The following is a 13442-nucleotide window of genomic DNA, read 5'->3' on the forward strand; positions in this document are numbered from 1 at the left end:
ACCAACGCTTCGCGGGCAACAAAAAAGGCCGGTCCATGGACCGGCCTTTTGCATGGTTGCGGCGGGATCAGGCAAAGGCCTGCAGTGCGCCCTTCATCTTCTTCATCGCCGCCGCCTCGATCTGGCGGATGCGCTCGGCCGACACGCCGAACTCGTCGGCCAGCTCATGCAGCGTGGCGCCGCCGGAGCCGTCGTCCTCGACGTTGAGCCAGCGCGCCTCGATGATGCGGCGGCTGCGTTCGTCGAGCTTGCCCAGCGCTTCTTCCAGCCCCTCGACCTGCATGCGGTCGTGACGCTTGGCTTCCATCACGCGGGTCGGCTCGTTATGGTTGTCGGCCAGGTAGGCGATGGGAGCGAATTCCTCTTCGCCGTCGTCGACCTGGCCTTCGAGCGCCAGGTCGCCGCCCGACAGGCGGGTTTCCATCTCCATCACTTCTTCCGGCTTGACGTTCAGCTCGCGCGCGACGGCCTCGACCTGCTCCGGCGTGAAGGTGTGGCCGCCCTGCTTGTGGCTGCGCAGGTTGAAGAACAGCTTGCGCTGGGCCTTGGTGGTGGCCACCTTGACCATGCGCCAGTTCTTCAGCACGTATTCATGGATTTCGGCCTTGATCCAGTGCATCGCGTACGACACCAGCCGCACGCCCTGGTCCGGGTCGAAACGCTTCACCGCCTTCATCAGGCCGATATTGCCTTCCTGGATCAGGTCGGCGTGGGGCAGGCCGTAGCCGAGGTACTGGCGGGCGATCGACACCACCAGGCGCAGGTGCGACATCACCAGGCGGCGCGCCGCATCGACGGAGTCGTGGTCGCGCAGCTCGCGCGCGAGGCGTTGCTCTTCCTCTGCCGTCAGCAGCGGAATGCGGTGGACAGCCTGGATGTAGCTGTCGAGGTTGCCCACGGTCGCCGGAAAGGTCAGCGCAAAGCTGCCCGAGTTCCGGGGCACCGTCGGCAGACGGTTGTTCGTCAGGGTTTGGTCGGCAGACAAGACTGCGTTCACTCAATGGCTCCTTTCGCGTCCGGCGGTTTGGTTGCCGGTGCGCCGCGGCCCCTCGGGGGAATCGGCGGCACTGCAACACATCTTAGCACTCTGGCCGGGTGAGTGCTAATTGGAGTTCCGATGACTCCGATAGTTCCCGGATATCGCCCTGCCTGTTCGGATAGCCAGGTAGATCGTAAAGAGACGACAACGATACCGCTGCCATCTCGCACTGGTTGTTAGAGCGCAGGGTGGCAACGGGGTTCTGCCAGTCGCTGCAATGCACTGTTCCACCACCGGCTACACTCGACCGGCAGGCAGCGCACTGGCATGCTTGCGAGCCTCTCTTATCGGATCGGAGGACTTATGTCTGCTATCGAACACTTGCTCAAGCCGCATGTGCGCGACCTGGGCGATTTCACCGTACGCCGGCTGTTGCCGGCTGCGGCGACCCAGACTGTCGGGCCGTTTATCTTCTTCGACCATATGGGGCCGGTGCAGCTGCCGCCGGGCCAGGGCGCCGATGTGCGTCCGCATCCCCATATCGGGCTGGCCACGGTCACCTATTTGTTCGAGGGCGAGATCATCCATCGCGACAGCCTGGGCAGCGACCAGGCGATCCGCCCGGGCGACGTCAACTGGATGACCGCCGGCCACGGCATCGTGCACTCTGAGCGTTCGCCGGAGCATGAGCGGCCAGAGGGGGCGCGCCTGCACGGCATCCAGACCTGGGTGGCGCTGCCGCAGCAGCACGAGGGCGCCGAGCCGTCGTTCTTCCACCATCCGGCCGCGACGCTGCCGCGCATCGAGCGGCCCGGGCTGCGCATGGTGGTGATTGCCGGCGATGCGTTCGGCCAGACCTCGCCGGTCAAGGTCTTCAGCCGCACGCTGTACGTGGCGATCGAGCTGGATGCGGGCGCCAGCGTGGAGATTCCCGCCGACCACGCCGAGCGCGGCATCTATCCGGTTGACGGCGCGGTCTCGCTCGACGGCGAGCCGTTGCCGGCAGAACACATGGTGGTGCTGACGCCGGGCCAGCCGGCGACGCTGACGGCCACGGCGCCGTCGCGGGTGATGCTGCTGGGCGGCGACCCGACCGACGGGCACCGCTTTATCTACTGGAATTTCGTCGCCAGCACCAAGGTGGCGATCGAGGCCGCGGCGCAGCGCTGGGAGGACGACCAGTTCCCGCACGTGCCGGGCGAGACCGAGCGCATTCCGCTGCCCCCGCGCAAGCCCTGATTGTGGTGCCGGGCCGGCTCAGACCGGGCTGGCCCAGGTCACGCGCGTGCCCTGGCGCAGGCATTCGCGGATGGCCTCGATCTGGATGGTGATGGGCGCCGGCACCGGCACCGCGCCGTCGAGCACGCGCCGGATCCAGGCCACGGTCAGGCCGGCATCGCTGCCCGGCGGCAGCTCGGGCACGTCGCCGATCGAGCCCCCGGCCTGGCCCACCAGCGTCTGCTGGTGGCCTTCATGCAGCCAGTCGATGCGGCCGGTGCGCCGGGCATCGGCCACCACCTCGCCCTCGGTGCCGCGCGCCAGCAGCACGTTGGCGGGCTCGTGCGAGAAGTAGTCGGTCAGCGTCTCGCGGTATTCGGGGTGCGTGTAGCTGTACAGCCGCAGGCCCTCGGCGGGCGTGTGCTCGCCCACGGGTTGCAGCATCTTGGCCACCGTATGCGACGAATTGCGCAGGCCGATCACGCTGCGGCGCTCCAGCAGCCGCGACAGCCCTGGCGACAGCACGTCCACCGGCAGCACCGCCAGCAGGCCATTGGCATCGCCATCGCACAGCTTTGCCGAGGCTTCGGCGGTGCTTGCGCACAGGGGCACGCCCAGCGCCTCGAACAGCGCCATGCTGGTCACGCGCCCCTCGAACTCGCGCGTGCCGTGCACCAGCACGGGGATGCCTTCGCGGGCCAGCAGCAGCGCCAGCAGCGGCACCAGGTTGGGCTGCTTGCGCGCGCCGTTGTAGCTGGGAATCACCACCACCTGCCGGTCCGGCGGTGCCGGCAGCGGCTGGCAGTGCGCATGGGCGGCCTCCAGCATGCCGGCCAGCTCGTGCGGGGCCTCGCCCTTGATGCGATAGGCCATCAGGATGGCGCCCAGTTCCAGGTCGGACACGCGGCCCGCCAGCATGGCGTCGAACAGGGCCTGCGCGTCGTCGCGCGGCAGTGCGCGCGCGCCGTTGACGCCGCGGCCGATTTCCTTGATATAGCGGGCGGCGGGAAATGGGGCGGCGGTGGTGGTCATGGCGGCGTGGGGTAGTGTGTTCTGGGTTCATGATAGCGGAGCGCGGCGGCCGCGCCCATGGCCGCCAGGCGTCCCCGTACGCCGCCTCGCCCCTACGCCGCTTCCTGCAGCGCCGGATTGCGCTGCTTGCGGTAGAGAAAGTCCAGCACCGCGGTGCGGCAGCCGTGGTAGGCCGGGTCGTCCGCCAGCGCCACGCGGTCGCGCGGGCGCGGCAGGTCCACCGCCAGGATCTCGCCGATGGTGGCGGCCGGGCCGTTGGTCATCATCACGATGCGGTCGGCCAGCAGCACGGCCTCGTCGACATCGTGCGTCACCATCACCACCGTGCTGCGCGTGCGCGCCACGATCTTGATCAGCTCGTCCTGCAGGTGCGCCCGCGTGAGCGCGTCCAGCGCGCCGAAGGGCTCGTCCATCAGCAGCACCTTGGGCGCCATCGCCAGCGCGCGGGCAATGCCCACGCGCTGCTTCATGCCGCCGGAGATCTCGTGCGGATACTTGCCCTCGGCGTGGCTCAGGCCCACCAGCGCCAGCGTGTCGTGCGTGCGCGCCCTGAGCTGCGCCTTGTCCTCGCTGGCCGCGAACACACGCTCGACGCCCAGGTAGACGTTCTCGAAGCAGGTCAGCCACGGCAGCAGCGAATGGTTCTGGAACACCACCGCGCGCTCCGGCCCGGGCCCGGCGATTTCGCGCCCGGCGCAGATCAGCGCGCCGCTGGTCGGTGTGGCCAGTCCCGCCAGCAGGTTCAGCAGCGTGGACTTGCCGCAGCCGGAGTGGCCGATCAGCGTAATGAATTCGCCCTCGGCGATGTGCAGGTCGATGTCGCGCAGCGCGACGAACGGGCCCTTGCGGGTCTTGAAGGTCTGGCCGACGTTTTCGATGCTGACGAACTTGTCCATGGCGTTTCTCCCGGTCGGATCAATGGGTGCCGTAGCTGAAGCGCCGGGCCAGCGCCAGCAGCGCATGTTCCAGCAGCAGGCCGATCAGGCCGATGACGAAGATCGCGATCACGATGTGCTCGACCTTCAGGTTGTTCCACTCGTCCCACAGCCAGAAGCCGATGCCGGTGCCGCCGGTCAGCATCTCGGCCGCGACGATCACCAGCCAGGCCGTGCCGATCGACAGACGCACGCCGGTCAGCATGTAGGGCAGCACCGCTGGCAACAGCACGCGCGTGAACACCTTCCACTCGGACAGGTCGAGCACGCGTGCCACGTTCAGGTAGTCCTGCGGCACGCGCGTGACCCCCACCGCGGTGTTGATCACCATCGGCCAGATCGAGCAGATAAAGATCGCCCAGATCGCGGCGGGATTGGCCGCCTTGAACAGCAGCAGCCCGATCGGCAGCCACGCCAGCGGCGACACCGGCCGCAGCAGGCTGATCACCGGCGCGGCCATCGCGTTCAGGAAGGCGAAGCGCCCGATCACGAAGCCGGCCGGGATGCCGACCAGCGCGGCCAGGCCGAAGCCCGCCGCCACGCGCGCGAGCGACGCCAGCACGTTCCAGCCGATGCCCTGGTCATTGGGCCCGTTGCGGTAGAAGGGATCGGCAAACAGCGGCACCGCGGCGTTCCACGTCGCGCCAGGGGTGGGGAGGGCCGGGATCATGGTGGCGATGCCGTGCCAGGCGAGCACGAACAGGGCGAAGCCCAGCAGCGGCGGCACCGCCTTGAGCACCAGCGCGGCGGCAGCGTCGCGGCGTGCCGTGCGCCGGGCTTGCGCGGCGATTTCCTGTTCGCGCCGGCGTGTCCGTTCCTTGGTGTCAGGGTCGGCGGCGGCATCGGGCGTGGTGGAGGCAATGGCATTCACGTCGGGCTCCTTTGGTCAGGGCACTGCGGATCAGGCGGCAGGCGTGCCGGCGGCCTTGATCTTGAAACCGTCGGCGTAGGCTTTCGGGTCCTTGCCGTCCCAGACCACGCCGTCGATCAGCTTCGAGCTGCGCATGTCGCTCTTGGGCAGCGGCACCTGCGCGGCAGTGGCGGCCTGCTTGTAGATGTCGATGCGGTTGACCTGCCTGGCCACGGCGAGGTAATCCGGATGGGCCTTGAGCAGGCCCCAGCGCTTGTGCTGCGTCAGGAACCACATGCCGTCGGACAGGTACGGGAAGTTCGCGTTGCCGTCCTGGTAGAACTTCATCGCGTCGGGGTCGTCCCAGGTCTTGCCCAGCCCGTTGGTGTAGCGGCCCAGCATGCGGTCCAGGATGATGTCCATGTCGGTATTGACATAGGACTTGGCGGCGATGGTCTCGGCGGTCTTGCGGCGGTTGGAGGCCGATGCATCGATGAACTTCGACGCCTCCAGCACCGCGGCCACCATCGCGCGCGCCGTGTTGGGATACTTCTGCACGAACTCGGCCGTGGTGCCCAAAGTCTTTTCCGGATGGTTCTTCCAGATCGCCTGCGTGGTCTCGGCGGTGAAGCCGATCTTGTCGGCGATAGCGCGCGCGCCCCAGGGCTCGCCCACGCAGAAGCCGTCCATATTGCCCACGCGCATGTTGGCCACCATCTGCGGCGGCGGCACCGTGATGGCCTTGGCGTCCCGCATCGGATCGATGCCGTTTGCCGCCAGCCAGTAGTACAGCCACATCGCGTGCGTACCCGTCGGGAAGGTCTGGGCGAAGGTGTAGTCGCGCTTTTCCTTCGTCATCAGCGCCTTCAGGCTGGCGCCGTCCCGCACGCCCTTCTCGGCCAGCTTGGACGACAGCGTGATGGCCTGGCCGTTGTGGTTCAGGCTCATCAGCACGGCCATGTCCTTCTTCGGTCCGCCGATGCCGAGCTGCACGCCGTAGACCAGGCCGTAGAGCACGTGGGCCGCGTCCAGTTCGCCGTTGACCAGCTTGTCGCGCACGGCCGCCCAGGAGGCCTCCTTGGTCGGCGTGATCTTGATGCCGTATTTCTTGTCGAGCCCGAGCGTGGCTGCCATCACCACCGAGGCGCAGTCCGTCAGCGGGATAAAGCCGATGCGTACCTCGGTCTTCTCCGGCGCGTCGGAGCCCGCGGCCCAGGCGCCGGCGCGCACCAGCGGATCGACCAGCGTCATCACGCTGGCACCGGCAATGGTGGCCAGCGCACGGCGCCGGCCGCTGCTGGCCGGGACCGCGTCGGCAGCGGCAGCGGCGTCGGAGTTCTGGACGGCTGCATGCAGCGGCCTGGGGTGGCTGAGGCGAGAGGGCATTGCGTGGCTCCAAGAAAAAAGCGTCCCCTCGCGCGGCCGGTTTCGCGAGAAGACCGGTGCGCTGTGGGGACGCCGTTGTCCGTGGCGCGACAAGGCCTGCGTTGGCCATGTCCGCCTGATTGGTCGATCGGCCGCCGTTGGCCGATGCCTGCATGATGCAAGCCGTATGCCAGCATCGTGCGGTGCAGCATTTCGGGGAATGTGGTGCCGGAACGGGGCGCAATCGAGGTGGGAATGGGCGAGGTCGGTGCGTAGGTGACGCGGTCCGGACACAGGCGTCGCTGTCCGGCGACCATGGAGCGGCAAGGGGGAAGGCAGGCTGGCGCCACGAGCGTGCAGCGCACCAGCGGCGTGCGGCGCTGCACCGCGGCGGCCTGAACAGGAGGTTCAGCTCATCACGTCGATCACGCGCTGCGCGGCATCGACCAGCTTCAGCCCGCGTTCCATCGCCATGCTGCGCAGGCGCTTGTAGGCGTCTTCCTCGCTGAGTCCGCGCGCCTGCATCAGCAGGCCCTTGGCGCGCTCCACCACCTTGCGCTCGGCCAGCTTCAGCCGCGTGGCGTCGAGTTCGGCACGCAGTTGCTGGTCCAGCTCGAAGCGCGCATAGGCGACGTCGAGCACGGTCTTGACGCGCTCCGCCCGCAGACCGTCGACGATATAGGCGGTAATGCCCGCACTCAGCGCGGCCTTGATGCGCTGGCTGTCGTCGTTGTCGGTGAACAGCACGATCGGGCGCGGTGCATGCTGGGTCGAGACGCACACGTGCTCGATGGTGTCGCGCGCGGCCGACTCGGAGGCGATGATCAGCATGTCGGGCTGGCTGGCAGTGATTACGTCGGGCAGCCGCAGGTCGGCGTCGACGATCTGGATCTCGGTGAAGCCCGCGTTCACCAGCCCGTTGCGGATGGTCTCGACGTTGAGGGGATTGGCGTCGAGCGGGTCGCGCACGAGCAGGATGCGCAGCACCCGGCCGGTGGGGGCTGCGGTCGCCGGCGTGGGCGTGGGGGGCGGATGGCGTCGTGTCATGGCTGGCTCTGTTGCAGTGCGCCATGCAAGATTCGCGCCGGCAGGGTGGGGTATGGCGCCCCAGTCCGGTGCAGAGGCGCCGCGAGCGTGCCTGGATTCATTGTATGCGGCCGTACGCAGGCCCGGCCCGCGGTGTATCCTGTTGCCCTGCTGCGCCCGGCACGGGCCCCGTCGCAGCACCGATCAGAACTATCTGGAGAGATGCATGACCGAATTCGTGTTCGCCCCGCCCGCGCCCGTCGGCGTGCCTGTGCGCGGCAGCCACGCCAGCTTTCCGGTCCGGCGCGTGTACTGCGTCGGCCGCAACTATGCCGCCCATGCCCGGGAAATGGGTTCGGACCCCGACCGCGAGCCGCCTTTCTTCTTCTGCAAGCCGTCCGATGCGGTCAGCTACGTCGCCGACGGCACCGAGGGTGCCTTCCCGTACCCGCCTGGCACCAGCAACTGCCACTATGAAGTGGAGCTGGTGGTGGCGATCGGCAAGGGCGGCCGCGACATTCCGGTCGAGCAGGCCGCCGGCCATGTGTTCGGCTATGCCGTGGGCCTGGACATGACCCGCCGCGACCTGCAGAACGAATCGAAGAAGACCGGCCGCCCATGGGAGACCGGCAAGGCCTTCGACCGCTCCGCGCCGATCGGCCCGATCGTGCCGGTGGCGGCCATCGGCCATCCCGAAAAAGGCGAGGTCACGCTGTCGGTCAACGGCGTGGAAAAGCAGCGCGGCGACCTGTCGGACCTGATCTGGTCGGTGCCCGAGATGGTGTCGTACCTGTCGAAGCTGTTCGAGTTGCAGCCGGGCGACCTGATTTTCAGCGGCACGCCCGAGGGCGTGGGGCCGGTGGTCAGGGGCGATGTCATGCAGTGCCACGTCGGCGGCGTGGGCGATCTCACCATCAAGGTAGTCTGAACCGATGCTCAAGCTTTACAGCTATTTCCGCAGCTCGGCCTCGTTCCGCGTCCGTATCGCGCTGGAACTGAAGGGCCTGTCCTATGACTACGTGCCGGTGCACCTGCTCAAGGAAGGCGGCCAGCAACTCAAGCCCGAGTTCCGCGCGGTGAACCCCGACGGCCTGGTGCCGGCGCTGGCCGACGGCGAGCACGTGCTGCAGCAATCGCTGGCCATCGTCGAGTACCTGGACGAGGTCCATCCGGAGCCGAAGCTGCTGCCCGGCACGGCGCTGGACCGCGCCTATGTGCGCGGCCTGGCGCAGGAGATCGCCTGCGAGATCCATCCGCTGAACAACCTGCGCGTGCTGAAGTACCTGAAGCACACCGTGGGCGTGACCGACGAGGTCAAGGATGCGTGGTACCGCCACTGGATCGAGCTGGGCTTTGCGTCGCTGCAAGCCAACCTGGAGCGCGGCGGCAAGGCCGGGCGTTTCTGCTTCGGCGACACGCCCACGCTGGCCGACCTGTGCCTGGTGCCGCAGGTGTTCAACGCACAGCGCTTTAATATCGACGTGACGCGCTATCCGGCGATCGCGAAGATCTATGAAACCTGCATGGCGCTGCCGGCGTTCCAGAAGGCAGAGCCGAAGTCGCAGCCCGACGCGGAATAGTATTGCGACCCGGCAAAATACAAACGCCCCGGCACTGCCGGGGCGTTTTGCCTTGCAGGACGTCGGAATTCAGCCCAGCAGCGCCTCGGCGAACTCCTCGGCCTTGAACGGCTGCAGGTCTTCCACCTTCTCGCCCACGCCGATGAAGTAGACCGGCACCGGGCGCTGGCGCGCGATCGCCGCCAGGATGCCGCCCTTGGCGGTGCCGTCGAGCTTGGTCACGATCAGGCCGGTAAGGCCCAGCGCGTCGTCGAAGGCGCGGGTTTGCTGCAGGGCGTTCTGGCCGGTGTTGGCGTCGATCACCAGCAGCACCTCGTGCGGCGCGCTCGGCATGGCCTTGCTGATCACGCGCTTGACCTTCTTCAGCTCTTCCATCAGGTGCAGCTGCGTCGGCAGGCGCCCGGCGGTGTCGGCCATGACGATGTCGATGCCGCGCGCCTTGGCGGCGTTGACGGCGTCGAAGATCACCGCCGCGGGGTCGCCGCTTTCCTGCGCCACCACGGTAACGTTGTTGCGTTCGCCCCAGATCGCCAGCTGCTCGCGAGCGGCGGCGCGGAAAGTGTCGCCGGCGGCCAGCAGCACCTTCTGGTCATAGCGCTGGAAGTGCTTGCACAGCTTGCCGATGCTGGTGGTCTTGCCGGCGCCGTTGACACCCGCAATCATCATCACCAGCGGCTGCTCGCGGCCGAGCGCCATGGTCTTTTCGAGCGGGCGCAGCAGCTGCGTCAACAGCTCGCGCAACGCTGCCTTGACGCCCTCGGCGGTTTCGATGCGTTCGGACCTGACCCGCTTGCGCAGTTCGCCCAGCAGGTACTCGGTGGCCTCGACGCCGGCGTCGGCCATCAGCAGCGCGGTTTCCAGTTCCTCGAACAGGTCCTCGTCGACCTTGACGCCGACGAACAGCGTGCCGAGGTTGCGGCTGGTCTTGGACAGGCCGGTGCGCAGGCGCTGCATCCAGCCCTGCCTGGCTTCCGCGCTGGGGGCGGGCGGCGGCACCAGCTCCAGCGCCTCGGCGGCCACCGGCGCCGGCGCGGGCGGGGGCACTTGCGCCGGCACGGGGGTGGGCATGGGAACGGGCTCGGCCGGGGCGGGCGTGGGCGTCGGCGTCGGCGTCGGGGATGGTGCCGGGGCGGGCGCGGGCACCTCGGGCGCGGGGGCCGGGGCTGGCGCGGGCGCCTCGATGGGGGCCTCGACGGGCGCCGGCTCGGCCTTGCGCTTCTTCCAGAAACTAAACATTGGGGAACGGGGTCAATACCGGGGCCGAAACCCTGGCGGCAGCCAATGCCAGCAGGCAACCGGTGATTAATCAATGGGTTACGCAGGCTTCGCGATGGCTGGGGAGAAACCGTTGTGGTCCCGGCCGGCGATTGCGTATAGTTCGCTACATGAGTTCACTACATGGCAGATTCGCGCGCCGCGTCGCGCACGCGAATCGATCGGCAAAATTTTAGCAGACGGGGTCGCATGAACCATTGCGCTGTCATGACCGCAACGGGCGCAGCAGGGCGCAGCGCCGCCGCCCAAACGCGCATCCAACGCCACGCACGGCCCTTGCAGGCGCCACCCGCCGGCGCCGCGCGACTGGCGCGGCGCCTCATCCCCGCGCTGCTGCTGGCATTGCTGCCGTGGTCGCTACCCGCGGCGGCGCAGGGCGTGGTGGCCTCGCCGATGCCGTCGGCGCAGACCGCGCCGGCCGGCGCCACCGCCCACGGCACTACCGAGTACCGCCTGTCCAACGGACTACGGCTGATCGTCAAGGAAGACCACCGCGCCCCGACGGTGGCACACCAGGTGTGGTACCGCGTGGGCGGCATCGACGAGGTCAGCGGCACCACCGGCGTGGCCCACATGCTGGAACACATGATGTTCAAGGGCACGCCCAAGGTCGGCGTGGGCGAATTCTCGAAGCAGGTGGCGGCGCTGGGCGGGCGCGAGAACGCCATGACCAACCGCGACTTCACCATGTACTACCAGCAGATCGGCAAGCAGTACCTGCCGAAGATGATGGAGCTGGAAGCCGACCGCATGGCCAACCTCGTCATCACCAAGGACGAGTTCGAGCGCGAGATGAAGGTGGTGATGGAAGAGCGCCGCCTGCGCACCGACGACTCCGCGCGCGGCACGGTCTATGAGCAGTTGCTGGCCACGGTGTACACCGCGGCCGCCTATCGCCACCCGGTGATCGGCTGGATGGACGACCTCGTCAACATGCGCGTCGACGACGTCAAGGACTGGTACCGCCACTGGTACGTGCCCAACAACGCCACCGTGATCGTCACCGGCGACGTCAGGGCCGACGAAGTGCGCGCGCTGGCCGAGCGCTACTACGGCAAGCTCAAGCCGCGCGCGCTGCCGGTGCGCAAGGACCAGGAAGAGCCGGCGCAGAAGGGCATCAAGCGCATCTGGGTCAAGGCGCCCGCCGAGAACCAGTACATGGTGATGGCGTACAAGGTGCCGCGCCTGCGCGACGTCGAGAAAGACGTCGACCCCTATGCGCTCGAGGTGCTGGCGGCCGTGCTCAACGGCTACGACAACGCGCGCCTGACCCGCGAACTGGTGCGCGAGCAGCGCCTGGCCGACGACGTCAATGTCGGCTACGACAGCATCAACCGCGGCGAGTCGCTGTTCGTGCTCGACGGCACGCCGGCGGCGGGCCACAACACCGACGAGATCGAGCGCGCGCTGCGTGCGGAAATCCAGCGCATCGCCCGCGAGGGCGTGTCGCCGGAAGAGCTCAAGCGCGTCAAGGCGCAGGTGGTGGCCGGGCAGATCTACAAGCGCGATTCGGTGTTCGGGCAGGGCATGGAGATCGGCGTGGCCGAGATCTCGGAGATCTCGTGGCGCCAGATCGACCGCATGCTCGACAAGATCAAGGCCGTCACGCCGGCGCAGGTGCAGGCCGTCGCCGCGAAGTATTTCAACGACGACAACCTGACCGTGGCCACGCTGGTGCCGCAGCCGATCGATCCGAACAAGCCCAAGTCCCAGGCCCCGTCGGGCCTGCGCCACTGAGAACAAGGCGATGACCCAGTCCGTCACATCCGCGCCGCGCCCGCTGCGCAAACTGGCCGGCGCCGCCCTCGGCGCCGTGGTGCTGCTGGCCGCGCAGCTGGCGCAGGCAGCGATCCCGATCGAGCACTGGACCGCGTCCACCGGCGCGCGCGTGTTTTTCGTGCACAGCCCGTCGATTCCGATGCTCGACATCAATATCGACTTCGACGCCGGCAGCCGCTATGACCCGCCGGGCAAGGCCGGGCTGGCCACGCTGACGGCGGCGCTGCTGGACAAGGGCGCCGGCGCGCAGGACGGCCAGCCGGCGCGCGACGAGGCAAAGATTGCCGATGCCTTTGCCGATACCGGTGCCGCCTTTGGCGGCGCGGCCGGCGGCGACCGCGGCGGCATCGGGCTGCGCACCCTGACCGCGCAGCCGGAGCTGGACCAGTCGGTCGCGCTGGCGGCGCAGCTGATCAAGGCGCCGACCTATCCCGATGCCGTGGTCGGGCGCGAGAAGCAGCGCCTGATCACCGCCATCCGCGAAGCCGACACCAAGCCCGGCGTGATCGCCGACAAGGCGCTGGCCCGGGCCATGTATCCCGACCATCCCTACGGCGTCGCCGCGACCCCCGAAAGCGTGGCGTCGATCACGCGCGATGACATCGCGGGCTTCTGGCGCGACAACTACGGCGCGCAGCGCGCCGTGGTGACGCTGATCGGCGCGGTCGACCGCAAGCAGGCCGAGGCCATCGCCGAGCAGCTGACGCGCGGGCTGCCGCCCGGCCGCGCCGCGCCGACGCTGCCGCAGGTGAAACTGAAGATCGCGCCCAGCGAGCAGCGCCTGCCGCACCCGGCGCAGCAGTCCAGCGTGGCGCTGGGCCAGCCGGCGATCGCGCGCGGCGACCCTGACTATTTTGCGCTGCTGGTGGGCAACTACGTTCTGGGCGGCGGCGGCTTCAGCTCGCGCCTGACCGACGAAGTGCGCGAGAAGCGCGGCCTGACCTACGGCGTGGACAGCTACTTCGCCCCGTCCAAGCAGCCGGGGCCGTTCGGCATCAGCCTGCAGACCAAGAAGGCGCAGACCGACGAGGCACTGGCGCTGGTGCGCCAGGTGCTGGCGCGCTTTGTCGCCGAAGGCCCGAGCGAGAAGGAGCTGCGCGCGGCCAAGGACAACCTGGTCAACGGCTTCCCGCTGCGCATCGACAACAACCGCAAGCTGCTGACCAACGTCGCCAATATCGGCTGGTACGGGCTGCCGCTCGATTACCTCGATACCTGGACCGCGCAGATCGGCAAGGTCACGCGCGAACAGGTCAGGGCGGCATTCCAGCGCCACGTGCACCCGGACAATATGGCCACGGTAATCGTCGGCGGGCCGGTGGGCGCCGCCCCCACGGCTTCGCGGCAGTGATGCCGGCGCCGCCGCCCGCGGCGGACCCCGCCGCAGGCTCTACAATCACGGC

General features: G+C 68.4%; 12 protein-coding genes. 5 read left to right on the forward strand and 7 right to left on the reverse strand.

Annotated elements, in window-relative coordinates; genetic code table 11:
* Positions 1-67: 67 nt before the first annotated feature.
* The gene (gene rpoH, locus A3AG_RS0128465) at positions 68-997 is read right to left on the reverse strand and encodes an RNA polymerase sigma factor RpoH (RefSeq protein ID WP_018008681.1); all 930 of its coding nucleotides are present in this window, start codon (positions 995-997) and stop codon (positions 68-70) included.
* A 345-nt stretch (positions 998-1342) separates the two neighbouring features.
* Between rpoH and A3AG_RS0128470 the strand changes: the two genes are divergently transcribed.
* The gene (locus tag A3AG_RS0128470; protein WP_018008682.1) at positions 1343-2218 is read left to right on the forward strand and encodes a pirin family protein; all 876 of its coding nucleotides are present in this window, start codon (positions 1343-1345) and stop codon (positions 2216-2218) included.
* A gap of 18 nt (positions 2219-2236) precedes the next feature.
* Here A3AG_RS0128470 and ybiB read toward each other — a convergent pair whose 3' ends face one another.
* The 5 genes from ybiB to A3AG_RS0128495 form a co-directional block, all read right to left on the reverse strand.
* Positions 2237-3229, reverse strand: coding sequence for a DNA-binding protein YbiB (gene ybiB / locus A3AG_RS0128475; protein WP_018008683.1), 993 nt, complete (start codon positions 3227-3229; stop codon positions 2237-2239).
* Between the two features lie 92 nt (positions 3230-3321).
* On the reverse strand, positions 3322-4125 hold the full coding sequence (locus tag A3AG_RS0128480; protein WP_018008684.1) for an ABC transporter ATP-binding protein: 804 nt from the start codon (positions 4123-4125) through the stop codon (positions 3322-3324).
* Between the two features lie 19 nt (positions 4126-4144).
* Positions 4145-5035: a nitrate ABC transporter permease gene (gene ntrB / locus A3AG_RS0128485; RefSeq protein ID WP_018008685.1), complete on the reverse strand. Its 891-nt coding sequence runs from the start codon at positions 5033-5035 to the stop codon at positions 4145-4147.
* Between the two features lie 30 nt (positions 5036-5065).
* Positions 5066-6400 carry a CmpA/NrtA family ABC transporter substrate-binding protein gene (locus tag A3AG_RS0128490; protein WP_018008686.1) on the reverse strand — a complete coding sequence of 445 codons (1335 nt, stop codon included), beginning with the start codon at positions 6398-6400 and terminating at the stop codon, positions 5066-5068.
* Between the two features lie 387 nt (positions 6401-6787).
* Positions 6788-7426, reverse strand: a complete 639-nt coding sequence (locus tag A3AG_RS0128495; protein ID WP_018008687.1) for an ANTAR domain-containing response regulator — start codon at positions 7424-7426, stop codon at positions 6788-6790.
* A gap of 205 nt (positions 7427-7631) precedes the next feature.
* Here A3AG_RS0128495 and A3AG_RS0128500 point away from each other — a divergent pair, with 205 nt between their 5' ends.
* Together A3AG_RS0128500 and maiA are read left to right on the forward strand one after the other, a co-directional pair.
* On the forward strand, positions 7632-8333 hold the full coding sequence (locus A3AG_RS0128500) for a fumarylacetoacetate hydrolase family protein (RefSeq protein WP_018008688.1): 702 nt from the start codon (positions 7632-7634) through the stop codon (positions 8331-8333).
* Positions 8334-8337: 4 nt separating this feature from the next.
* Positions 8338-8985, forward strand: coding sequence for a maleylacetoacetate isomerase (maiA, locus tag A3AG_RS0128505; protein ID WP_018008689.1), 648 nt, complete (start codon positions 8338-8340; stop codon positions 8983-8985).
* A 69-nt stretch (positions 8986-9054) separates the two neighbouring features.
* Here maiA and ftsY read toward each other — a convergent pair whose 3' ends face one another.
* Positions 9055-10221 (reverse strand): signal recognition particle-docking protein FtsY, encoded by a 1167-nt coding sequence (ftsY, locus tag A3AG_RS0128510; RefSeq protein WP_018008690.1) that lies wholly within the window; start codon positions 10219-10221, stop codon positions 9055-9057.
* A 228-nt stretch (positions 10222-10449) separates the two neighbouring features.
* Here ftsY and A3AG_RS0128515 point away from each other — a divergent pair, with 228 nt between their 5' ends.
* Positions 10450-11997, forward strand: coding sequence for a M16 family metallopeptidase (locus A3AG_RS0128515; protein ID WP_018008691.1), 1548 nt, complete (start codon positions 10450-10452; stop codon positions 11995-11997).
* A gap of 10 nt (positions 11998-12007) precedes the next feature.
* Positions 12008-13390: a M16 family metallopeptidase gene (locus A3AG_RS0128520; protein WP_018008692.1), complete on the forward strand. Its 1383-nt coding sequence runs from the start codon at positions 12008-12010 to the stop codon at positions 13388-13390.
* Positions 13391-13442: the final 52 nt, after the last annotated feature.

The sequence above is a fragment of the Cupriavidus neocaledonicus genome (assembly GCF_000372525.1).
Taxonomy (GTDB): domain Bacteria; phylum Pseudomonadota; class Gammaproteobacteria; order Burkholderiales; family Burkholderiaceae; genus Cupriavidus; species Cupriavidus neocaledonicus.